The sequence below is a fragment of the Anaerolinea thermolimosa genome, assembly GCF_001050195.2.
Lineage (GTDB): Bacteria > Chloroflexota > Anaerolineae > Anaerolineales > Anaerolineaceae > Anaerolinea > Anaerolinea thermolimosa.
Genome location: NZ_DF967965.1, coordinates 1,819,161 through 1,843,396, shown reverse-complemented (window position 1 = coordinate 1,843,396; position 24,236 = coordinate 1,819,161). Strand labels below are relative to the sequence as shown.

Sequence of the window (24,236 nt, the reverse complement as noted above, 5' to 3'; positions counted from 1 at the left end):
TGATTGTTCACTTTTTTTATTATAACTCTATAAAAAGAAAAGAATCCGGCAGGTTCGTTGCCCATCCTGCCGGATTACTTAATAAAATAACCTTATGAGATGAGCTTCTTCCTTAAGCGGAGGCTGTTGGTGACTACGAAAACACTGCTGAAAGCCATCGCAGCTGCGGCCAGCATCGGGTTAAGTAAGCCTGCAGCTGCGGCAGGGATCAGAATGACGTTGTAGAAAAACGCCCAGAACAAATTTTGCTTAATGGTGCGCAGGGTAAGTCGAGATAGTTTGATTGCCCGGATTACAGCGCGCAGGTCACCACTGATCAGCACAACCGGCGCCGAAGCCATGGCGACATCCGTGCCGGTGCCAATAGCAATCCCAACATCAGCTTGAGCGAGAGCGGGGGCATCATTGATTCCATCTCCGACCATGGCGACCACCTCTCGATCTCCCTGGAACTTTTTGACCGCGGCGGCTTTCTCGCCGGGGAGGACTTCAGCCATGATGTCGTCGACTCCAACCTTTTGTGCTATGGCGCGGGCAGTTTGCCAGTTATCTCCGGTGATCATCACCACATGCAAACCCAGCTGTCGAAGTTGTTGGACGGTTTCAGAAGAGCCTTCTTTCAACGCGTCGGCAACGGCGATCAACCCTTGCACTTGCTGATCAATCGCTACTGCCATCACGGTTTTGGCTTCTTTTTGTAAACGCTGAGCTTCATTGGATAATCCATTGAGGGAAAACCCTTTTTCTTGCATTAAGCGAACATTTCCAACCGTTACCTGCCTGCCATCGATTTGAGCAGTGACACCAAGGCCTACTTCGGCCTGAAATCTCAGCGGGTCGGAAAGCGGTAGTCCAAGTTCGTTGGCTTCTGCCAGTATGGCTTCACCCAGGGGGTGTTCACTCCCTTTCTCGACCGAGGCCGCCAGTCTCAGAAGCTCGTTTGAGTCAAACCGGTCTGGCAGAGTCACGATATCGGTTACTGTGGGTTGACCTCGTGTGAGGGTGCCAGTTTTGTCAAAAACCACGGTTGTAATTCGGCCCGCGCGTTCGAGAGCCTCACTGTTTTTAAACAAAATCCCCATTTCGGCGCCTTTGCCAGTGCCGACCATAACGGCGGTTGGGGTGGCTAACCCCATGGCACAGGGACAGGCAATCACCAGCACAGCTACCGCGTGAATGAGGGCACGGGTGAATGAGTCGGGGTCAGGAGAAGTGGGGCCCGGAATTACAAAATACCAGAGAAGAAAGGTGGCAATTGCAATGAAGATCACCGCTGGCACAAATACCGCGCTGATGCGGTCAGCCAGTTTCTGGATGGGCGCTTTGCTGGCCTGAGCTTCTTCTACCAGGCGAATGATTTGAGCCAGGGCGGTTTCTTTACCCACACGAGTGGCCTCAAAGCGGAACAGGCCGGTTTTATTCAGCGTGGCACCGATTACGGGATCGCCAGGGCCTTTGGGAACAGGGAGGGATTCCCCGGTGAGCATGGACTCATCCACGGTGGAATGCCCCTCAATCACCACGCCATCCACAGGAATTTTCTCTCCCGGGCGGACGATAACCACATCGCCTACCAGAACCTCATCCGCGGGCACTTCAATTTCTGCACCGTTGCGGATGATGCGGGCCGTACGGGCACGGAGGCCCATCAGCTTTTTGATGGCTTCACTGGTTTGACCCTTTGCGCGTGCCTCAAGGAATTTACCGAGCCGGATCAGGGTAATAATGACTGCAGCGGTCTCGTAATAAACGTGACCTTGCAGCCAGCCAAAGGTTACACCCAAAGAGTAAAGGAAGGCTGCAGAAGATCCCATGGCGACCAGGACATCCATGTTTGCCGAACCATTCCGCAGTGATTTATAAGCCCCAACGTAATATTGCCATCCCACAATGAACTGAACCGGAGCCGCCAGCCCCAGCATGGCCCAGAGAGTCCATCGCTCGTGAGCCCACATCCCCAGTAACCCGAAATCACGAGCCATAGAGAAAAGGAACAGTGGGATGGTGAAGATTAAACCGATAGTCAACAATCGCCACTGATGATTCATCTCTTCCTGCCGAGCGCGGGCTTCAGCATCATCGACCTCGTTACCCGTCTCAACGGTTTCGAACCCGGCTGAGGAGATGGCCTTACGTAAGTCGGCCTGACTTACCACCGTAGGAATGTATCGAACGCGCGCATGTTCGCTGGCTAAATTGACCTGGGCTGAGATTACGCCCTCAATAGATGAAAGAACTTTCTCCAGGCGACGCGCATCGTTATCGTCACTGAGGCGGCGGATGAGCAAGTCCGCTTCTCCGGTTGCCACGCCATAACCGGCGCGTTCAACCCGTCCGATCAGATCAGTGAGTTGAACCAGGGCGGGATTGAATTCCACCGTGGCTCTCTCAGAAGATAAGTTTACAATGGCGGTTTGCACTCCATTGACCTTTTTGAGGTTTCGTTCAACGGTTGCCACACAATTGGCACAGGTCATACCGGTAATGGGTAAGGTTACTTGCTTTGTCTCAGGCATAGCTTTCCTTCCTTTTTAGGAAAGCCTGATCTGGTGTACAGTTCAGGCTTTCCTAAAACAGGCATCTTCGAAAAGGTACAAAAAGGAGGAGCCTACCGTTCAGGATAGTTCGGGTGGGTAATTAATCTCTTTGAGGGTTGAGATGATCAGCTCCTCAGTAGCGGGGGTATCAAAAGTAATGGTGGCCTGCCGGGTGTCTTTATTGGCAACTACTGATTGAACGCCCGCCAGTTCTGAAATTTCAGACTGGATGGTGTGAACGCAGTGGTTACAGCTAATGTTGGGGATCCGATAGGTAACGGTTTTCATAAAAACCTCCAAAAAGAAAGTGATAGAGTATTCCAGAAAAGTTTACAGGCGAGAAGAGGCCTCGAATACACTGCTGATCTCTTTCAGCACCCGTTCACGTTCATTGGGGTCTTCACCCCGAATGGCTGTGATGACACAGGAGTTGAGGTGATGATCGAGGAGTTGAATACTCACTTTATTGAGGGATGCCTGTACGGCCTGGATCTGCCGAATGATATCGATGCAGTAGGCGCCTTCTTCAAGCATCCGCTGGACACCTCGCAGGTGCCCTTCAGCGATTTTTAGACGTTGGATAGCCTCTTCTCTTCCGCTCATATCTTGAATACTCCTTAATCCCCCCCTACCGGGGGGGGGTAATAAAAATTATACCATATTTATCTGATTATGCAAGAGGTCAGAGCCTTCGTGGAGAAATAGACCTCTGGGACACGCTGTATTCAGGTATAGTAGAATTTGAGGTATAGCAATGATTACTGAGGGAGGATGTATGCACAGGTTACGGTGGATTGCTGGAGCACTTGTCGGCGGGATTCTCGTTGCGCTGCTGGTGGTGGTTGTGTTTGGGGTTTTACGGGCAAGACGCATGGAAGAAACTAAAACGCCAGGTCCAGCTAGAACCCCGTCTCCTCTTGTGTTGGATAATGCGACAGAAAATACGCTCAGGCTTCAAACTCGAGACGGAGAGCTTATTTTTGATCAAACCAACGGCAATCTGCTGGCTGTAATTGAGCGGAGCAGTGGAGAAAAGCTGATCTTTTCTTCGGAACAGGGGGCGCTTTGGAGGCTGGCTTTCAATTACAGCGCACAGACTGTGGCATCTACAGATTATTCAATGACTGGAACAAGATCCTTTCGGTATCAATGGCTATCTGAGAAAAACGAGTTGTTGCTTCAATATGTTCCGGATCCAGCAACAGAAAAAGGCATTTCTGTAGAAGTAAGGGTTAAACCGGTGGGAGAAAGCCAGTTTGATCTACAACTTACTCTCCAGAATCACCAGGGGTATGAAGTGACAGAGGTTCGATTCCCGGATGGCTGGATGGGTTCAAGAGAATCCATCCGTGAAGTTCTCCTGCCCATTATGCCGGGAGTGATCCTTAACCAGGGATTCTTTGCCCAGGGAGGAAGGGATGCCGTGGTAGTTTATCCGGGATGGCCTGGTGTATTCGCAGACTTCACAGGTATTCGCTCTGCTGGTGGGCAAGTTGTTCTTTATACTACACCGGCAAATCCACCCCTTACCCCCATTACTTATGGGGTTAAATTGAATGGTTGTCCTGATCAGACATCCATCTGCTGGATGCATGTGTTCAAGCCAAGAATTTCCCCGGAGAAAACGTGGGTCTCCCCCGTGCTCCATATTCGAATTGGGGGAAGCTGGGAGGAGGCGGCGGATGCCTATCGAAAAGATTCGGGTCTCGAACGGGTCAAATCTCTGGGCGAAAAACTTGGGCCGTTGTTTGAAAAGGTCAGCCGTGCTCCGTTGCTTAAGGCAGATGCCAGTCAATTGGGTTTATCGTTTGCCGATTACCCGGCTCTCCTTGACCGTTTACCTGGAGCGGGGTTAATTCATCTGGTAGGATATGGGGAGGGAGGCTTTGATCGGAACTATCCTGACTTCCTGCCCCCCGATTCCCACTTTGGAACCACAGAAGATTTGGCGCGAGTTGCAGCAGAGATTCGGGCTCGCGGATTGCTTTTAATGCCATACACCAACCCTACCTGGTGGGATGGAAAATCTCCTACCATGCGCACCTTACCCAAAGAAGTTCGTTTGCTGGATGTGGTGGTGGTAAACGACCAGGGAATGCATCTGGAAGAATGTTATGGATGCCCGGCAGATCCTCATTATGGGTATGTGGTCTCTCCTTATGCAACGTTTGTGCAGGAACGGTTAAAGCAATTAATGGATGATTTTTCAACTTTGAAGATCGCCGATATTCTTTTCGAAGAGGGAGGCTTTGATCGGAACTATCCTGACTTCCTGCCCCCCGATTCCCACTTTGGAACCACAGAAGATTTGGCGCGAGTTGCAGCAGAGATTCGGGCTCGCGGATTGCTTTTAATGCCATACACCAACCCTACCTGGTGGGATGGAAAATCTCCTACCATGCGCACCTTACCCAAAGAAGTTCGTTTGCTGGATGTGGTGGTGGTAAACGACCAGGGAATGCATCTGGAAGAATGTTATGGATGCCCGGCAGATCCTCATTATGGGTATGTGGTCTCTCCTTATGCAACGTTTGTGCAGGAACGGTTAAAGCAATTAATGGATGATTTTTCAACTTTGAAGATCGCCGATATTCTTTTCGAAGACCAGATAGGTGCAAGAGCGGCGGTGTATGACTATAATAAGGCGGCTCCCTCTCCTGACTCTTATTTGCAGGGGTGGATAGAGCATACCCGTACCTTCGAAGAGATGCACCTGGCTACGGAAGGGGGTTTCGATCAGCTGGTAGAAACGGAAGTGGGTTTTCATGGAAGTGTTATGCTTTCAGAGCGAAGGGGAGAAACCTCATCCTGGTGGGGAGAGGGTAACTGGCGATATTACCCTTTTGTCACCCAGGTGGCTCGTGATCGGGTATTTTTCTATCAACACAACCTGGCACCTGAGACCTTCACCCATAATAAAGCCACTCTCGGTTGGAATGCTGCCATGGGGTATCAGTTAAGTTATGACCTGTTTCGTTCGCAGTACGGGGGTGGTATAGATGATGAAATGCTGGAGGTAGTCGCTGCTTTCCAATTTCGTGCTTTTGCTTCGTATGCAGGTGAGAGGGTTCGGGGATATACCAGTCTCAATGACAATGTTACCCAAACGGATTTCGAAACCGCCACGGTTTTTTACAACTGGGATGCCAGTAAAACGTACAGTTTGGGAGAATACAGTGTGCCAGGGAATGGGTTTTTACTCCTGAAAAAGGATGGAAGCCTGGTGGCAGGTGTTTTCAACCGATATAACGATGAGATGCTCAGCCCAGGGGAGCATTACATTATTGAAGAAAGAGGAAGAGATGCGATTTCCATCTATCAGCCTAAAGGGAAGGACACCCCACTCAGGATAAAGCCTTTACCCGCGTGGGTGAATGAACAAAACCTTTTGATTCAGGCCTTCTCTCCGGATGGCCGAATGCTGCAACAAAAGGAAGTTCCAGTGGCAGGTGAGTTTATAACTCTGGATTACCAGCGAAAGCTCGGAGATGAAAAGGTAGCTTGGTATCTAATCGTGGCGCAGTAATTGTGAATGCTATAACCAACCTCGCAGATGGTAAGCCAGAATGCCGATATATTCTTTGAGGGCGTTGGTTGTCAGGCTCAAGTTGCCAACGTTGGGAAGAAGAGATACGACCAGACCGGGAAAGTCGGCGTGGATTAATTGACCCCAGGAGGTCTCTGTCACCGAGAAATCCGCCGGCGCGGGGATTACTTCGATGCCTTGCTTTCGGAATAGAGCGACCGAACGGGGCATGTGCATGGCGGATGTGACCAGAATCACGCGGGAAAATCCTTTTTCCTTGAGGATGGCGGCTGAATACAGGGCATCTTCGTAGGTGTTTTGAGAGCGGTTTTGCTTTAGAATGGCCTCTTCAGGCACTCCTAATTGGGTAAGAATGATGGCCATTTCCTCTGCCGGGGTGGAAGAGCGTGAGTCCAGCCATGAAATGTTGCCTCCACTGGAGAGGATGACCGGAGCTTTTCCTTGATGATAAAGCAATGCGGTATAAAAAACCCGGTCAGCGGCTCCATTCAACTCGACGGTTGGACGCGGAGGTTCGGCAGGGTCGGTACTACCGCCAAGCACGACGATACAATCTGCGGAAGGAATCTCTCCCTGAGGAAGATATTGCCACTCCAGCGATCGCGCGAGCGTGACAGCGACCCATCGGTTCGATCCGAGGAGTAAAATGATCATGGCACAGGTTACAAGGGCCTTCTGGAAGCGAGGGCGTTTTTGTAAGAAAAGGCTGATCAATAAGAGAAGGATGGCTAATCCGAGAGGATAGATTAGAGGGGGAATGAATTTAGAGAGGAACACGAACATAGAATTCCCTTTAATAGACCGGACTGCTCGGAGATAAATCGAGCAGTCCGGTTATGAACTCAGGCTAAAACTTCGGCGTAGGTTTTACTACCAGAAAGTACCAGGTCTACCTTTTCCAGGAGATCACACACAGGCAGATGCTGGGGGCATTTATCTTCACACTCGTGACAGTGAGCACATTGATCTGCCCGTTTTTCAGGGGGAATCCAGTCTCGATAAGCGCGGCGGACCTCTTCCAACACCCCGTACATGTGTCCCGAGTTATAAAGCTCAAACAGGAGTGGAATGTTGATTTCGTTCGGGCAGGGTTGGCAGTACTGGCAACCAGTACAGGCTACCAGGCATAGCTTCCGGTAAGTCTCTCGCACTCTGTCTACAAGGGCTATTTCATCTGCGGTGAGTAGACCAACTCTAGAACGGTCGGCGGCGGCGATATTTTCCTGAACCTGTTGCATGGTGGACATGCCGCTGAGTACCACCGAGACTTCGGGTTGGTTCCAGAGCCATTGAAGTGCCCACTCGGCGGGTGAACGCCTGACAGGTGCTGTATCCCAGATGGCCTGTACCTCAGGCTGGGTTGCGGCAAGTTTTCCGCCAAGTAAAGGCTCCATGATCACAACTGCCAGCCCTTTTGATGCTGCATAACGCAATCCGGCTGTACCGGCCTGCTCTTCGATATCCATATAGTTGTGTTGAATCTGGCAGAAGGTCCAATCATACCCATCCACAATTTTCTTAAAGGTATCCAGGTCATCATGGAAAGAAAAACCGAGATAGCGGATGCGTCCTTCGGCGATACGTTTTTCTACCCAGGTGAATACATTCCATTGTTGCAGTTTTTGCCAGCTGTTTTTATCCAGGCCATGCAAAAGATAAAAATCGACATATTCGGTTTGAAGTTTCTGTAGTTGTTCGTTGAAGAACGTGTCGAACTGATCGGGTCCACTCATTAACCAGTGAGGCATTTTGGTCGCCAGGCGAACTTTCTCACGCCAACCTCCTTTGAGGGCTTCGCCGAGGAAGACCTCACTTTGTTGGCGATGGTACGGGTAGGCGGTGTCCAGGTAATTCACCCCGTTTTCAATGGCATAGTAAAGCATACGAGAGGCTTCAGCTTTATCGATGGAAGCGCCACCACGGGTTCCATCAGTGGTTGGGAAGCGCATACAGCCAAAACCCAGGGCCGAAACTTTCCAGTCCAATTTACCAAAAGAGCGATATTGCATATTTCACCTCGACGAATGGAATAATAAGATTATATCCCGTGTTTTTTCGCGAGTGGGGAATGACAGTCGGAAAGTCTCTCAAGGTTGAGGCTGAATTAAGAAATGAGAAACAGATGAGTTTCCTGCGGCTTGCATTGGCTTGACAATCCCCTGGGGTTCGATTAAAATCACGCTACCCTTCGTACGAACGAGGGCCTGTAGCGCAGTTGGGAGCGCGCCTCAATCGCACTGAGGAGGTCAGGGGTTCGAATCCCCTCAGGTCCACTGGGCAAGAGGTGATCTGCCCTGACCGAGCGCACCGAATGCTTAACAAAACAATCCGGGCCCATAGCGCAGTTGGGAGCGCGTCTCAATGGCATTGAGAAGGTCGGGGGTTCGAATCCCCCTGGGTCCACTGGTTTATGCGCCGGGGCAGGAAAGCTTTACCCGAGGTTTCGGGTTGAGAGGAAACCTGCCCTGATCAACTTAACAACCAAACGCATATCAGGAGTAGTAAGTCATCCGTCAGCGAGCCGGGAGGGTGAGGTGGAAGCCCGGCAGTGCGCCTACGGAGCGCTGAGACTGAACTCGCCTGATGCACCAAAAGGTTGGCGCGGCCCTGGTGAAATGTAAGTAGTCAGGGACGGGTTTCGCCCGTTATCGCGATCCAAGGCGGTTCATTGGTTCAATGAACAAGCAGGGTGGTACCGCGGAGTGAAAACCTTCGTCCCTGGTGGGCGAGGGTTTTATTATTTTTTACCTGGAGAAAAAGAGGTGGAGTGATGCCTGAGAAGATTATCCCGGTTTATAACCCGGCCGAAATCGAACCCCGATGGCAGGAAAAATGGGAGCGGGATGGATTGTATCACGCGGATATTGATCCAACACGGCCCAAACACTATGCCTTGACCATGCTGCCGTATCCCTCTGGTGATCTTCATATTGGTCACTGGTATGCCATGACCCCCTCCGATGCGCGGGCACGTTTTAAACGAATGTGTGGTTATAACGTGCTTTTCCCTATGGGATTCGACGCCTTCGGGCTGCCAGCAGAAAATGCGGCTATCAAGAGGAATATTCATCCGAAGGAGTGGACGTATAAAAATATCGCAAACATGCGGCGGCAATTAAAAAGCATGGGAGCGATGTTTGATTGGAGGCGCGAGGCCATCTCTTCTGATCCAGAATACTATCGCTGGACGCAGTGGTTTTTTGTTCAATTTTTCAAGAATGACCTGGCGTATCGAAAAATGTCCCCGGTCGATTGGTGCCCGAATTGTAATACTACGCTGGCCCGGGAGCAGGTATGGGGCGAAGATCGACATTGTGAGCGGTGCGGTACCCCGGTGATCAAAAAAGACCTGGAACAGTGGTTCTTTAGAACGACGCGTTATGCTGAAGAATTGCTGAACTATGATGGCATTGACTGGCCAGAAAAAGTTCGGGATATGCAAATCAACTGGATCGGCCGATCAGAAGGAGCCAGTGTCATCTTTACCACCGAAGATGGACAGCCGATCGAGGTCTTTACCACTCGCCCGGATACCTTATGGGGAGCCACCTTCATGGTGCTGGCTCCTGAGCATCCTCTGGTGGAAGGCTTAACCACCCCTGACCACAGGGCAGAGGTAGAGGCCTACATTGCTCAGGCTGTACGGCAGACAGATATCCAGCGAGAGTCTACCGAAAAAGAAAAGACCGGGGTCTTTACCGGGGGATATGCGATTAATCCGGTCAATGGGCGGCGTATACCCGTCTGGATTGCGGATTATGTTTTGATGTCTTACGGCACCGGGGCAATTATGGCGGTGCCAGCGCATGATGAACGGGATTTTGCCTTTGCGATTAAATACGGGTTGCCCATAATTCCGGTGATTGAGCGCCCGGACGGGATTTCGAAAAGTCTGGTCTTCCCGGGATCGGTGGATGATTCCTTCGAGTCAGGGTTAAAGCAAGCCGGTATTTCGTATACCAAAGCCCCGGTCGGTTCAGCGGGTGAGGGATTGTTTGTGACTCTGCAACGCGATCAGGTGCAGCCTTATGTGGCTCTGATGCGGCGATATCTGAAGCCTGAGAATTGGAACGAGATTGTAGGAACGCAGTGGCTATTTATATTCAATGATGGAGTGATCGAACTGGACTCGGTGGAAGCCGACCGGGAGATTCTCGAGCGTTGTAAGAAACTTTACCCGCCCGTTCAAGGGAATCGCACGGTCATGGAGATGTTGAGTCACCTGCCGTTTTATCAGGACGTGCTCTTCCATGCCGAATATGGCACCATGATCCATTCAGGTGAATTCAGCGGAACCCCAGGCACAGAAGCCAAGCGGGCGGTCACTACCTGGTTAGAGAAACAGGGAAAAGGCAAGGCGACAGTCAATTACCGTCTGCGTGACTGGTTAATTTCTCGCCAGCGTTACTGGGGGGCACCCATCCCCATTATTTATTGCCCTCATTGCGGTGCAGTGCCCGTGCCAGAAGATCAATTACCGGTGTTATTGCCTGACGATGTGGAGTGGAAACCCACTGGAGAAAGCCCCTTAAAATTGCATCCGACGTGGCGGTTCACTACCTGCCCGCAATGCGGTGCAAAAGCTGAACGCGAAACAGATACGATGGACACTTTTATGTGTTCATCCTGGTATCATCTCCGTTATCTGAGCCCGCATTATGATCAGGGGCCCTTTGATCCGAAGGAATATGATTACTGGATGCCGGTGGATACATACACAGGTGGGGCAGAACATGCTACCATGCATCTGATCTACACCCGGTTTTTCCATAAAGCTCTGCGAGATCTGGGAATCACCCGGGGAAACGAACCCATGCTCCAGTTGCGCAATCAGGGACAAATCTTAGGGCCTGATGGCCAGCGGATGAGTAAATCACGTGGGAATGTCGTTGACCCGGATGAGCAGGTACGCCTCTACGGGGCAGATACAGTGCGGGCTTTCATGATGTTCGGTTACCGCTGGGCTGAAGGGGGGCCATGGGACCCGGGGAGCATCCAGGGTGTGAACCGCTGGTTGCGCCGTGTCTGGTTGACGTTGTTAGAGCCAGGGGAGGGAAAAGCTTCAGAATCCCTGCTCAAAGCTCTCAGACGGAAAGCTCATCAGACTCTTCGATCGGTTACACGTGACTTTGAACAATTCGAGTTCAATACGATTGTATCGGCCCTGATGGAGCTCATGAATGAAATGGTAAAGGCTAAACAAGCGGGTGCGTATGGGTCGCCCATCTGGAATGAGGTGACTGAGATGTACTTAAAGATGCTGGCTCCAGTTGCACCACACATCAGTGAAGAACTCTGGGGATTACTCGGTAAGCCATATTCGGTACATACTCAGGCATGGCCTTCCTTTGATGCCGAAGCCGCTCGAGAAGAAGAAATTACCCTGGTATTACAGGTTAACGGGAAGGTTCGTGATCGTCTTGTTGTACCTGCTGATATTCAGGAAGAGGACGCCAAACGTCTGGCGCTGGAAAACCCTGCGGTGCAGAAATTCCTGGAGGGGAGAACAGCCCGTCAGGTAATCTATGTGCCAGGCAGGTTGGTCAATATAGTTGGATAAAGAAAAAGAAAGCGCTGGTGCTCTTGACCAGCGCTTTCGGCTTTTTATTAACCTGAAAGGGAATCTGACCACCCTTTAGGCAGGAAAGCGACACAAAAGATAGGGATATGGACAAGGAGACCTCATGCGGATTGAAGATCTAAACTGGATGGATGTAGAAGCGTACCTGAAGCAAGATGATCGGCTCATTCTTGTGCTTGGCGCTATCGAACAGCATGGTTATCTGAGCCTGGCTACCGATGTACAAATCCCTATGGCTCTGGCAGATGCGGCCAGCAAGAAAACGGGGGTTTTAGTGGCTCCTGCAGTGCCCTACGGCGTTTCACCCTATTTTTTAGCTTACCCGGGCACTTTTAGCCTGCGGTTGTCCACTTTTCTGGAGGTGGTTGAGGATATCGTTCGTTCGGCTTACCAGCAGGGGTTTCGAAAGATTCTGGTATTGAACGGCCACGGCGGGAATGACCCTGCCCGTGGCAGACTCGTAGAGCTGGCGAATGAATTGTCAGGGCTACGGTTGAGCTGGTATGCATGGTGGACATCCGACAGTGTGGAAGCTGTGGCCCGAAAATATGGGCTGTCGCGGGAACATGCTTCATGGATGGAGGCTTTCCCGTTCACCCGGGTGGCTGATTTACCGCCGGGAGAGAAACTTTCGGTGCATGTGAAGGGCATCTTAAATGCCCGTGAGACCCGGGAGGCTTACGGGGATGGGGTATTTGGAGGAGCATACAGTGCGCCGATGGAAGTGATGGATGAACTTTTCGCTGCCTGCCTGGCAGATGTGCTCTATTTGCTGGATTTTTAAGGATTTTTGCGGTGGTGTAAGGATCAGGTGCGGCCGGTACGAATGATAGACCAGATCAACCAGACCCCAAAAAGGATCGAAGAGATCAGAGCGAAACCAAAAATATAATTTCCCAGCGTTTCCCATGTCTCTGCCCGGTAGACGACCATGATCAATGACAGGGCAATGATCACGGCAGAGAGAATCATGCCCAATGTCAGGCGGTTGGTCATCTTTTGAAATTTTCCTACCAGATCATCCAGCTCCTGCCGGTTGAGATTCACCTCTAGTTTCCCCTGTTCAATTTGCGAAAGGATGCGAATGGCCCGGCGAGGGAGATCGAGCCCAAGCTCTAAACTGTCAGATGCGGCCGTGGTAAGGCGAGGTAGCAGGGTGGATGGGGATTGTTCTTCTTGCCAGAAGGACTTCAGGTAGGGCGCTGCAAATTCGAAGAGGTTGAAGTCGGGATATAAGAGCGTGCCTGTACCCTCACTGATCGCAATGGCGCGGGTCATGGCGACTAACTCACCCGGGAGTTGTAACCCGTTTCGAAGGATGACATCCATCCAATCGCGTAATACTTCAGCCGCAGAAAGGTCTTTGATGGCTATACCGCTCAGTTGATTTAATAATCGTTCGAGGTCACGAGCGAAGGATCGTCGGTTGATTCCACGGGTGAAGATCCCTGCTTCGAGAAGCTCATCAACCAGCATAAAGGAGTCGCGGCGTTCTATGGCCCGGGCAATGCCAAGGAAGGTACGCCGGGTATGTTCATTGATATGGCCTACCATTCCAAAATCAACCACAGCTAATGAAGCATCGGGCTGGACAAAGAAATTTCCCGGGTGAGGATCGGCGTGGTAGAGGCGGAACTCAAAAATTTGACGTAAGGCAAAGTGCATTAAATTCTCAGCCACAGCACGGCGATCAATTTTAACCCTGTCCATACCAGCAAGGTCATTAATTTTCAACCCTGTGACTTTTTCAAGGGTAATGACCCTTCGCGTGGTGTAGTCCCAGTAGACGACCGGTATGTAAATGCGTGAGTCGTCCGAAAAATTCTTACGAAAAGTATCCGCGTTGCGGCCTTCACGAATGTAATTAAACTCATTACGGACGGTGTGGGCAAACTCCTCGACCAGAGCATGCAGGTCGTAGAGCTGCCCCAGCGCAGTATAACGGGTGAGCCAGTCAACCAGGTCATTGAGAATTTCCAGGTCCTGTTCAAAGGTTTGTTCCGCACCGGGGCGAACAATTTTCACCACTACCTCATCTCCACCCCACAATCGGGCGGAATATACCTGACCAATCGAAGCAGAAGCAATCGGTTCTGGGTCTAAATAGGCGAAGATTTCATCAGGGGAGCGACCCAGTTCATCGCGAAGGACTGCAACCATCTGGTCAAATGGAAGGGGAGGAACAAGATCCTGTAATTTATTTAACTCTGTAATATAAGCTGGCGGGAGAAGATCGGCACGGGCGCTGAGCGCCTGGCCAAATTTAATAAACGTTGGACCCAATTCGATGAGCGCCTGAACCAGTTCTTCAGCCTGGGTGCGAGCCGATTGTTTAAGAAGCCGGCGAAGCCCACGAAGGCGTCCATCTTCTCCAGAGGCCGCCTGGGTGAGGAGCCATCCAAGGCCATGACGGGTGAGGGTGGTAATGATTTGTTGAGAGCGTTGAAGGAGGGGGCGTCTGACGATCCAGGGAATCCGGGGCGGAGTGGCCATGACCTCATTATATAATTAAGCCCATGTACCTGGATAGAAATCTTCTTCGGTTGCTGCGAAAGGTACTCCTGCCTATAGGAATGAGTATTCTAGCGGGTATTGCAGCAGGAATATTTTTGATAATCCAGGCAAAGTTGGTCAGTCAGGTTGTAATGCAGGTATTTGTTCATGGGGGTGGAAGAAATGAAGTGTTACCAACGCTTTGGATTATTCTGGGAGTAATAGTTATCAGATCGGGGTGGATCTTTGCAAATGAACGGTTCAGCGCGTCAGCAGCGAGGCAGGTGAAAACGATTCTGCGAGAGCAAATTCTGGCAAAGCTGATTCGGCTAGGGCCGCTTTACACGCGCCGTCATGAAGCGGGTGAGCTTTCGGCAGTCTTGCTTCAGGGGGTGGATACGCTGGATGCTTATTTCAGTCAATTTATCCCGCAAGCGATTCTCGCGGCTACGGTTCCTCTGGCCGTGTTGCTTTTTGTCTTTCCTGTGGATTGGCTATCAGGGATCATTCTTACGGTAACCGGGCCGTTGATCCCATTCTTTATGTATCTGATTGGAAGTTCTGCTGAAAGACTGACCCGCCGGCAATTTAACGCACTTCGGCAATTGAGCGCCTTTTTCCTGGATACCCTGCAGGGGCTGCAAGCTTTGAAGGAGTTGGGTCAGAGCAGGGGCTTTGTAGAGAGCGTCCGTGAGAAAAGCGAGCATTATCGGCAGACTACAATGAGTGTGTTGCGGTTAACTTTTCTTTCAGCCCTGGCACTGGAATTACTGGCGACTTTGAGTACGGCGATCATAGCTGTACAGGTGGGTTTACGTCTTCTGTATGCAAAAATGGATTTCGAGGTGGCACTTTTTTTGTTGCTGATCGCTCCGGAATTTTATCAGCCCTTGCGAATGCTGGGGATGCGGTTTCATGCCGCCATCGGGGGAATAAGTGCTTTAAAACGAATGGATGACCTGCTTGCAGAGCCTGAATGGAGTGTGCTCTCGTCCAATTCTTCTCAGAGATTGGAATCTTTGCCCCGATTTGACCCACGGGCGATGAGAATTGAGTTCCGCGAGGTGACTTTTCGATATCCAGATCGGGCAGAAGACGCCCTGCAAAGGGTCTCTTTCACTATCCTCCCGGGTGTAATGACGACTCTGATTGGGGAGAGTGGAGCCGGAAAAAGCACCATACTGGCTTTATTGCTCCGGTTTGTTGATCCAAACGAAGGGGAAATTCTTGTCGGGAACAGGGCATTAAATACGCTCGAACCTGAAGCGTGGCGGAAGTGGGTGACATGGGTACCCCAACGTCCTTATCTTATCAGGGGAAGTATCCTTGACAATTTGCGTATAGCAATAAACGATGGGCGTACAGAGACCTATTTCGATGCTCTCGAAAAGGTTAAGCTCATAGAGTGGGTGGAAGCATTGCCAGAGGGAATACACACTCCGGTTGGTGAACGTGGGGTGAGGTTATCGGGCGGGCAGGCGCAAAGACTTGCACTTGCGCGTGCTTTTTTACGTAATTCCCCCCTGTTGTTAATGGATGAACCTACTGTCTATCTTGATCCTCCAGAAGAGGCAATCCTTGATGAGGTGGTACGAGATCTCTCAAAGCAAAGAACCACTCTGGTCATTGCACACCGTATGCAAACCATTCAACGTGCGGAGCATATCATTGTTCTATCAGATGGAAAAGTGATAGAAACGCGGAGCAGGGGCGACTTGATCGGGTGGAACGGAAGGTTTACCGGCTTATGGGGAGCGAATCAGGAAAAATGAAGGTTCTATTCCACCTGTTGAGCTGGTTGCGTCCTTTTTGGAAAGAGGCAGTGCTTTCGGTTTTATTAGGTACTGCGGCCATTGCCAGTGGAATTGGTCTCATGGGTACCTCGGCATATTTAATATCAGCGGCTGCTCTACACCCGGGAATTGAAACCTTACAGGTGGCGATTGTGGGGGTGCGTTTCCTTGGATTGAGTCGGGGTGTGTGGCGTTACCTGGAACGATTGGTCACACATTCAGTGAATTTTCGATTGCTTACGGAACTTCGGATTCAATATTATTCCATCCTGGAGGAAATGGCTCCTGCCAGATTGACCGGGTATTCAGGGGGTGAATTACTCAACCGGGTGATTGCGGATGTTGAGGTGTTGGAGAATTTTTACGTTCGATTGATTGCCCCGACCGTGGTTGCCGGGTTGGTTACAACGGGCGTGGTGTGGTTTACGGGAGCCTTTTCACCGTGGCTTGGTATGATCATCACCTGTGGCTTGCTGTTATCCGGGGTGGGGTTACCTGCCCTCCTTTACCTGTCGGGAAGACCTGTTGGGATATCCATTGCCTCCATGCGAGAAACAACCTCGCGCCGCCTGGTGGAAACTATCCAGGGATTGGGGGAATGGATGGCCTATGGGAAACATGAGGAGCGTAAACTGGAATTGTTCTCACAATTTCATGCCTACGATCGGCAACAGGAAAAACGCGCCTCAATTCTGGCAACTGGTTCGGCGTTAAGTCTTCTCTTTCAATATGGGACTGCGTGGCTGGTATTGAGGTCGTCTGTTGATCTCGTGCGTTCGAGTCAGATAGACGGGGTCTTTATGGCGGTTTTATACCTGGTTGCATTGACAGCTTTTGAGGCAATCCAACCTTTACAACAGGGGGCTGCCTTTTTGGGAGAAGCTTTGGCATCGGCCAGACGACTTTTATCTCTTATGGAGAAAAAACCTCGGGTTCGACTCCCCGGTGCTTCTGCGATTTTATCCGCGGGTTCTGATTGGGCATTGCATGTTTCGGGACTGACATTTACTTATCCTGGGGAATTTACCCCGGTTTTAAGTGAGGTGAGTCTGGAGTTAATCCCGGGGAAACGCCTGGCTCTGTTGGGCCCTAATGGTTCCGGGAAATCTACTCTGGTTCAATTGCTTCTTCGTCTGTGGGATCCTCCAGCAGGCACAATCTGGCTCAACGGAAGAGATCTCCTCGATTACTCTCCAGAAAATATCCGTCAACGATTCGCAGTGATCCCCCAGCGAATTACATTGTTCAGCGGTTCGCTGGCAGAAAATTTGCGTCTTGGAAGGGCAAATGCCAGTGATCGGGAAATCGAAAAGGCCGCTCTGGATGCCGGACTGGAAGACCTTTTAAGAAGACTTCCGGGGGGGCTTCAGGGCTGGGTAGGAGCTCAAGGTGATCAGTTGAGTGAGGGAGAACGAAGACGGGTAGCAGTGGCGAGGGCTTTGTTAAAGGCAGGGGATATATTACTGATGGACGAGCCCACCTCCAATCTGGATAATAAATCTGCCCGGTCTGTCATACGGACCCTATTTGGGGCTTATGCAGGGAAACCCATTTTATGGATCACTCACGATCTTATTGGACTTGAGGAAATGGATGAAATTCTTGTTTTGCGTGAAGGACGAATCCTTGAAAGAGGTTCTCCTGCCGAACTGGTAAGGGCCGGGGGATGGTACCAGCAGGCTTTATTGCTCCAAAAACGGGTATTTTAAGAATCAGGAACCAGGCGACTTTCTCCTGCGTCTACACCTCAGGAGGAGGTTGCCATGAAGAAGCTTTGGATTGCTCTGATTAGCCTGCTGGTTGGCCTTAGTGCCACCTGGTTTCCGGTTCATGCAGATGGCATTATCATCCCGCCCCCGTGCATCCCCGAGCGTTGCCCGCCAGATTTACCACGGCCCATATCTCAGCTGGTAGTCCGATATCACCGTGTTGAGGTAACCATTGACAGGCAAATTGCAGTGACCCGGGTTGACCAGGTTTTTTTCAATCCGAACTCCTATCCGATTGAAGGGACATATCTCTTCCCGTTACCCAGGGATGCGGTAGTAAGCCAGTTTAAACTGTGGGTGGATGGCCAGCCCGTGGAAGGCAAAGTCCTTTCTGCAGAAGAAGCCCGAAAGACCTATGATGATATTGTTCTCTCATTACGTGACCCGGCTCTCCTCGAGTATGCCGGACAGGGAGCGGTGAAAGCGAGTATCTTCCCGATCCCGGCCCATGGGGAACGGCGGATTCAACTTGAGTATAGCCAGGTTTTAACTGCAGAAAACGGGCTGGTCAGATATGCGTACCCTCTCAGTACCGAGAAATTTTCAACCCGGCCTCTGGAAGAAGTCTCTTTGCGGGTGACTATTCGGAGCGAACAACCCATACGCGTTCTCTATTCTCCATCTCATCCTGTAGACGTCACCCGTACAGGAGATAGGCAGGCTCTGGTCGGATGGGAGGCAACGAACGTCCTTCCAGAGGATGACTTTGTCCTGTATTTCTCGACCGGGGAGGATGAAGCTTTTCATCTCTTTTCTTATCGAGATCCGGAAGACCCACAGGATGCAGATGGTTATTTCCTGTTATTAATGGCAGCCAGGCCTGGTTCAACCCATCGCATTGTTCCAAAAGATGTCATCTTCGTCATCGACCGTTCGGGAAGCATGGAGGGGGAAAAATTCCGCCAGGCACAGGAAGCTCTTCGCTATGTGATTCGGAAATTGAATCCTGAGGATCGTTTTCACCTTCTTGCTTTTTCTACCGGCGTAGAAATTTTCCGTGAAGGGATGCGTACGGTGGAGGAAGCCGCGGATGCCATTGCCTGGATCGATGGACTGAGCGCCGCTGGAAGCACAGACATCAACCGGGCTTTACTGGAAGCCCTCTCACAAGCGGATCGGGAACGTCCGGTCTATTTGATCTTTTTGACGGATGGACTTCCGACGGTTGGTGAACTCGATACTCAACAAATTTTAGAGAATGTAGCCAGGGTAGCACCTGGGAACGTCAGGCTGTTTACTTTTGGTGTGGGGTATGATGTCGATACGGTGCTCCTGGATTCCCTGAGTGGTGAACATCATGGGTTAAGCACCTATGTGAAACCGGGGGAATCTCTGGGTGAAGCAGTATCAGCATTCTACGAGCGGATTGGAACCCCTGTGATGACGGATTTATCCCTCCATTTTGAGGGAGTCGGGGTCTATGATGTTTATCCACAGCCTCTTCCCGATCTATTCGCGGGGACGCAGATCCTTGTTGTCGGGCGGTACCGGCAGGGAGGAAAGGCAACAGTCACGGTGCGTGGAATGATAAACGGGGAGATTGCTCAGCTGACTTATTCAGATCAGAACCTGGTACAAGATTCTACGGGGGTTAAAGATTCATCTGGAGAAATTCCCCGTTTATGGGCCACCCGGAAAATTGGTTATTTACTCAACCAGATTCGCCTGAAAGGTGCCGATCAGGAAAGCATCGATCAAATTGTAAGGCTGTCCATCCGTTTTGGCATTGTGACGCCTTATACTTCCTATCTTGTTACAGAACCTATGCCGCTGGGGGCTGAAAGCCAAAATCAAATTGCTGCTGAGGCTCTTCAGGCAGCACAATCTACTGTCGTGCCCCCGTCAGGGGAGGGTGCTGTTCAACGAGCGGCCAGTGAAGGGGCGTTAAAATCGGCGGAGGTTGCTCCTGAAGTAGGGAATGAGGATCAGGCGATGATCCGTATTGTGGGTGCGCGCACATTCCTTTTCAGAGATGGAATCTGGGTGGATACAGCCTATGACCCCGAGAGTATGACTTTAGAGGCCATTCCGTTTCTATCCGACCGATATTTTGAGCTGGCTCATTCATACCCAGAAGCCGGCCCAGCCCTGGCACTGGGCGAGCGGGTGTTGGTTGTTATTGGCGGGAAGGCTTACAGAGTGGAGCAAATGGCGGATAAACCCGGAGCTGTGACCACAGTTTCGCCATCTGTCACGCCTTCTGCAGGTCAAGAGGGAGTTTCTCCAGGTTACACTCCGACAAAATCTTCACCGGAGCAGACCGGCAAGAATACTTTCGCCCTTTGTAGCACGATTATGTTGCCGCTCATCCTCGTGGCTGGTTTTTGGTTTTATAGACGCTGGATGAGATAGTCTGGCTAAAAAGAGTTCTCCCGCGCCGGTGTGCTGCCACTCACATCTGCGTGGGAGAACTTGTAAGAGGAGAATACGCTCTCACTATATCCATGCAGGTTTAAAAATGGATGATAGCAAATTAAATATTAGATAAGAAACATCCAGTTTTTGTGGTTTAGCTTAAGGAGAAATGGATTACCCAGCGATTCGAGATAAAGGGGGGTCAGGTGATGATCTGGAGCAACCGATCGTTTCCGGCGTAATCCCGGTGAACTTCAATCCTGGCCATGGGGAAAAGGGCTTTTGCAAGTTGAATGGCTGACTCTCCCTGACGATACTCAATTTCAAACAGTGCCATGCCCGGGGTAGCCAGTAACCGTGGAAGGTCATGGAGCAAACGGGTGATCAGGCTTAATCCATCAGCTCCACCATCCAGTGCAATAACGGGCTCGTATTTGGCGACGGCCAGATTTCTCACATCCCTGGAGGGGATATAAGGAAGATTTGCTGTGACAAGATCGAATGTACCAACCAGCGGATCAGCAAGATCGGCCAGAAGAAAAGAAATCCTTTGGTCGACCTGGTGGCGCCGGGCATTGTTGCGAGCTACTCGTAAAGCCTCAGGGGAGATATCCACAGCGATAACGCTGGTGTCGGTAATTTCCATGGCGATGCAAATCGCAATGGCCCCTGAACCGGTGCCGAAATCCACCACACGGCGGGCTGAAGGGTTCAAACGGAGATATTCAAGAGCGGTTTCAACCAGTAGCTCTGTTTCGGGTCGAGGGATTAAAACTGCAGGAGATACTTCCAGTGGAATACCATAAAATTCTTGGTTTCCTGTGAGGTAGGGAAGCGGCACACCGGCCGACAGATGCATGAGCGCTTCATCGAGAGCCTGGAGCTGTGGCGGATCGAGAAGGCATTCGGTATGACTGACGACCCAGGAGCGCGGTTTCTGAAGAATATGAGCGGCGAGCACCTGAGCTTCTAACAGGGGTGTGTCGCTTTGACCCTGAAGGAGAGATTTCGCTTTCTTGAGCCAGCTTCCCAGGTCATTCGTCATCATCAAAGGAATTACCTGATAGCTTTTCGGCTTCGTCGCGTAAAGCCAGTTCATCGATGAATTGATCAATTTCACCATCGAGGACGGCGGAGATATTATAGGAGGATAACCCGATGCGATGATCTGTTACCCGGGACTGTGGGAAGTTGTACGTGCGAATCTTTTCTGCTCTCTCTGCACTGCCTACCTGAGAGCGGCGGGTTTCTTCCAGTTCCTGCTGACGCTTGCTGGCCTCAATCTCATACAACTTTGCCCGAAGGATACTCATAGCCCGTAAACGGTTCTGCAACTGCGAGCGTTCGTCCTGACAGGAAACCACGATTCCGGTTGGAAGATGAATGATGCGGACGGCGGTGGAGTTTTTCTGAACATTTTGGCCCCCGGCCCCGGCTGAACGAAATACTTCCATGCGAATATCCGATTCGGGGATCTCGATGTCCACGTCGTCCACCTCAGCCAGGACCGCAACAGTTGCGGTTGAGGTATGGATGCGGCCACTGGATTCGGTGACCGGGATTCGTTGTACTCGATGGACACCGGATTCGTATTTCAAGCGTGAGTAAGCACCCTTTCCTTTGACAAGAAAGATAATCTCTTTAAAGCCCCCGATGCCCGTTTCATTTTGAGAAAGAATCTCTACCTGCCAGCGGCGTTTTTCAGCGTACCGGCTATACATGCGAAAAAGGTCTCCGGCGAAAAGAGCTGCTTCTTCACCACCGGTACCAGCGCGGATTTCCACGATGACGTTGCGGTCATCCCGGGGGTCTTTGGGGACGAGAAGCAGTTTTATGGCTTTTTCCAGAGCTTCAGCGCGAGGTTTGAGTGTTTCAAGGTCGGCCTCGGCCAGCTGGCGGAGTTCTTCATCAGGTGATTCCAACAGGCTTTCGGCCTCTTCGATCTGCTGAAGTATGGTTCGATATTCGCGTCCGCGGTTGACAATTTCTTCCAGATCGGAGCGTTCTTTGGCCAGTTCTGCTACTTTTTGATAATCATCGACGTGTTTCTCGATGAGTTCACCCAGTTCGTCGTATCGTGATTCAATGGCTGCTATTGTTTCAAGCATGTGTCTTTTCTTTCAAGAAGTTCTTTCATTGTGATCAAGCAACCCATAATTATACCAGTTTCAGCCAAGCCATTCCAAAATAGCCCTGACTGCTACCGGCACCAATCGGGCACAATTTTCTGAGAGGGTGGATGAGAATCCGAATTCATACCCTCGCACCGAGACAAGCAAAGCCTGTGGGGCGGAGTGGTGGAGGGCTTCGGCGATGGCAAGGCAGGATGCAGGGGTAAGGTGATGAGTTAAGGGTGAGGGTTGATAGACCGGGGTGAGATTTTCAAGATAAAGATCATCTTTGATGTGCCCTGTATGGGCGTCAATGAACACGACGCGGTCATATTGTTTAAAATCATCGGCAACTTCAGGGATTAATTGGAGCATGTATCGCAGGTGAATATTGCCAATTTCTTTTTCACATTCTTCCGCGGGGGAAAGGGGAAGAAATGTACCCAATTGTTGGGCCAGTTCACGTAAAATGTGCCAGGCTACTCCGTCATCCTGGCGATCTGTATTACCGTAGGCAAGCACCAGTGCTCGCATAGCTTGATTTTACCCTTTTACACATGAAATGCGGGTGGCTCGAAAGCCACCCGCAAAGAGGCTAACTTTTTTTCACGTTTACAAGCCACGATGGATGGTCTGGACGAGATTACCCTGCGGATCGAACACGTCTACCACCATGGGCATCTGGCCAACAGCGTGGGTAGAGCATGAGAGGCAGGGGTCATAGGCACGAATGGCCGCTTCAACGCGATTGAGCATGCCTTCAGTTACCTTGGGCCCTTGAATATAGGTTTTTGCCACCGAATCGACCGCCTGGCTCATTGCCCAGTTGTTATGTCCGGTAGAAACGATGAGGTTGACTTTCTTAATTTGGCCATGTTCATCGGTCCAGTAGTGGTGCAGGAGAGTACCGCGTGGAGCTTCGATGACGCCTACCCCTTCACCCTTGATCTCGGTGCGAGTGTTGAGAATGTCTGTACTGAGAATATCGGGGTCATCCAGTAGAACCTGAACCCGTTCAGCGGCGAACAGGCATTCGATCATCCTGGCATAGTGGTAGTAGAGGGTATTTTCTACCGGCTTTCCCTGGTTCAGGGCTTTAAAGCGTTTGAATTCTTCGCTGGCCAGAGGGGTATCCACTTTGTCGGAGATATTCAACCGCCCCAGTGGCCCAACGCGGTAGACTCCCTGAGGCCACCCCAATTTTTTGTAATAGGGGAATTTCAGGTAAGACCAATCTTCTACGTGTTCTGCGATGACATCCAGATAATTCTGAGCGCTGAATCTCTCAAGCTGGGTTCCGTTGCGATCGATCAGGCGAATCTGGCCATCATAGAGCTCCAGACCATTATCAGGGGTGATGAGACCCATATAACCTGTGGGGAAGACTGCGAATTTTTGTATGTCTTCCATATTCTTCTCGGCCCAATCGCGAATGACTGCGATTCCCGCCTGGATGGTTTCGATGGAACTGCTCAGCCCCTGGAGAATGGCGTCGCGTTCAGAGGGGTGCAGGGCTTTGTTTACACCACCCGGAACGGCAAAATTGGGATGAACACGTTTCCCACCAAGCGTGGCGATAATGGTTTGCCCCCATTTGCGCAATCCAACGGCTTTGACCGCTAAATCGGGGTTTGCCTGAACGATCCCCAACACATTCCGGATGGCGGGGTCGGCATCAAAACCTAACAAGAGGTCTGGCCCGGCAAGCTCGAAGAAATGCATTCCATGGCTCTGAACAATTTGCCCCATGTGCATCAATTCGCGTAACAAAGATGCCGGACGCGGTGGGGGAGCACCCAGAACTACATCACCTGCTTTAGCGGCGGCCAGGTGATGACTGACAGGGCAGATACCGCAAATCCTCGGGGTGATGAAGGGCATCTCGAAGACCATTCGGCCTTCGCAGAATTTTTCAAATCCTCGGAACTCGTTGACATGGAAAAATGCCCGGCTTACCCGGCCATCGTCTCCCATGTGAATGGTGACTTTGGCATGCCCCTCAATTCGGGTTACGGGTTCGATGGTTATTTTTTCAGCGACCATTCTTGAT

The 24,236-nt window shown here is 51.0% G+C and carries 16 protein-coding genes and 2 tRNA genes; 8 read left to right on the top strand and 10 right to left on the bottom strand.

All coding sequences use genetic code 11. The features are described 5' to 3' along the window. Window positions 1–92 precede the first annotated feature (92 nt). The 3 genes from ATHL_RS08340 to ATHL_RS08330 all read right to left on the bottom strand — a co-directional run bounded on the left by ATHL_RS08340 (window position 93) and on the right by ATHL_RS08330 (window position 3,140). Complete coding sequence (locus tag ATHL_RS08340; protein ID WP_062192051.1) at window positions 93–2,516, bottom strand: heavy metal translocating P-type ATPase; 2,424 nt, start codon at window positions 2,514–2,516, stop codon at window positions 93–95. A 99-nt stretch (window positions 2,517–2,615) separates the two neighbouring features. Next, a complete protein-coding gene (locus tag ATHL_RS08335; protein WP_062192048.1) occupies window positions 2,616–2,825 on the bottom strand; it encodes a heavy-metal-associated domain-containing protein in 210 nt (69 codons plus the stop codon). 42 nt (window positions 2,826–2,867) lie between these two features. Next, complete coding sequence (locus tag ATHL_RS08330; RefSeq protein ID WP_062192045.1) at window positions 2,868–3,140, bottom strand: metal-sensitive transcriptional regulator; 273 nt, start codon at window positions 3,138–3,140, stop codon at window positions 2,868–2,870. Window positions 3,141–3,312: 172 nt separating this feature from the next. Between ATHL_RS08330 and ATHL_RS08325 the strand changes: the two genes are divergently transcribed. Further along, window positions 3,313–6,063 (top strand): DUF6259 domain-containing protein, encoded by a 2,751-nt coding sequence (locus tag ATHL_RS08325; protein ID WP_062192043.1) that lies wholly within the window; start codon window positions 3,313–3,315, stop codon window positions 6,061–6,063. 9 nt (window positions 6,064–6,072) lie between these two features. Here the strand turns inward: ATHL_RS08325 and ATHL_RS08320 are convergent, their stop codons facing one another. Next, the gene (locus ATHL_RS08320; protein WP_236822356.1) at window positions 6,073–6,738 is read right to left on the bottom strand and encodes a YdcF family protein; all 666 of its coding nucleotides are present in this window, start codon (window positions 6,736–6,738) and stop codon (window positions 6,073–6,075) included. A gap of 188 nt (window positions 6,739–6,926) precedes the next feature. Further along, window positions 6,927–8,093, bottom strand: a complete 1,167-nt coding sequence (locus ATHL_RS08315; protein WP_062192038.1) for an aldo/keto reductase — start codon at window positions 8,091–8,093, stop codon at window positions 6,927–6,929. A gap of 191 nt (window positions 8,094–8,284) precedes the next feature. Between ATHL_RS08315 and ATHL_RS08310 the strand changes: the two genes are divergently transcribed. The 4 genes from ATHL_RS08310 to ATHL_RS08295 all read left to right on the top strand — a co-directional run bounded on the left by ATHL_RS08310 (window position 8,285) and on the right by ATHL_RS08295 (window position 12,449). Further along, window positions 8,285–8,357, top strand: a tRNA-Ala gene (locus ATHL_RS08310). 57 nt (window positions 8,358–8,414) lie between these two features. Beyond that, a tRNA-Ala gene (locus ATHL_RS08305) sits at window positions 8,415–8,487 on the top strand. A 367-nt stretch (window positions 8,488–8,854) separates the two neighbouring features. After that, window positions 8,855–11,644: a leucine--tRNA ligase gene (locus ATHL_RS19300; RefSeq protein ID WP_084001284.1), complete on the top strand. Its 2,790-nt coding sequence runs from the start codon at window positions 8,855–8,857 to the stop codon at window positions 11,642–11,644. A 124-nt stretch (window positions 11,645–11,768) separates the two neighbouring features. After that, the gene (locus tag ATHL_RS08295) at window positions 11,769–12,449 is read left to right on the top strand and encodes a creatininase family protein (RefSeq protein WP_062192035.1); all 681 of its coding nucleotides are present in this window, start codon (window positions 11,769–11,771) and stop codon (window positions 12,447–12,449) included. A 23-nt stretch (window positions 12,450–12,472) separates the two neighbouring features. On the opposite strand, the gene ATHL_RS08290 is transcribed toward ATHL_RS08295, so the two are convergent. After that, on the bottom strand, window positions 12,473–14,158 hold the full coding sequence (locus ATHL_RS08290; protein ID WP_062192032.1) for an ABC1 kinase family protein: 1,686 nt from the start codon (window positions 14,156–14,158) through the stop codon (window positions 12,473–12,475). 23 nt (window positions 14,159–14,181) lie between these two features. On the opposite strand from ATHL_RS08290, the gene cydD reads away from it, so the two are divergent. From cydD to ATHL_RS08275, 3 genes are read left to right on the top strand one after another with little or no spacing between them, the layout of a single operon-like run. Then, a complete protein-coding gene (gene cydD / locus ATHL_RS08285) occupies window positions 14,182–15,930 on the top strand; it encodes a thiol reductant ABC exporter subunit CydD (RefSeq protein WP_062192029.1) in 1,749 nt (582 codons plus the stop codon). Continuing rightward, entirely contained in the window at window positions 15,927–17,660 is a 1,734-nt protein-coding gene (gene cydC / locus ATHL_RS08280) for a thiol reductant ABC exporter subunit CydC (RefSeq protein WP_062192027.1), read from the top strand. Before cydD ends, cydC begins: the two co-directional genes overlap by 4 nt. Before the next feature lie 54 nt (window positions 17,661–17,714). Then, the gene (locus tag ATHL_RS08275; protein ID WP_062192024.1) at window positions 17,715–20,072 is read left to right on the top strand and encodes a VIT domain-containing protein; all 2,358 of its coding nucleotides are present in this window, start codon (window positions 17,715–17,717) and stop codon (window positions 20,070–20,072) included. A 205-nt stretch (window positions 20,073–20,277) separates the two neighbouring features. Here ATHL_RS08275 and prmC read toward each other — a convergent pair whose 3' ends face one another. The 4 genes from prmC to ATHL_RS08255 all read right to left on the bottom strand — a co-directional run bounded on the left by prmC (window position 20,278) and on the right by ATHL_RS08255 (window position 24,229). Next, window positions 20,278–21,123, bottom strand: coding sequence for a peptide chain release factor N(5)-glutamine methyltransferase (gene prmC / locus ATHL_RS08270; RefSeq protein WP_062192021.1), 846 nt, complete (start codon window positions 21,121–21,123; stop codon window positions 20,278–20,280). Further along, window positions 21,110–22,183, bottom strand: a complete 1,074-nt coding sequence (gene prfA / locus ATHL_RS08265; RefSeq protein WP_062192018.1) for a peptide chain release factor 1 — start codon at window positions 22,181–22,183, stop codon at window positions 21,110–21,112. The genes prmC and prfA overlap by 14 nt, the downstream gene beginning before the upstream one ends. Window positions 22,184–22,243: 60 nt before the next feature. Next, a complete protein-coding gene (locus tag ATHL_RS08260) occupies window positions 22,244–22,720 on the bottom strand; it encodes a hydrogenase maturation protease (RefSeq protein ID WP_062192016.1) in 477 nt (158 codons plus the stop codon). Between the two features lie 78 nt (window positions 22,721–22,798). After that, complete coding sequence (locus ATHL_RS08255; RefSeq protein WP_062192013.1) at window positions 22,799–24,229, bottom strand: Ni/Fe hydrogenase subunit alpha; 1,431 nt, start codon at window positions 24,227–24,229, stop codon at window positions 22,799–22,801. Window positions 24,230–24,236 lie beyond the last annotated feature (7 nt).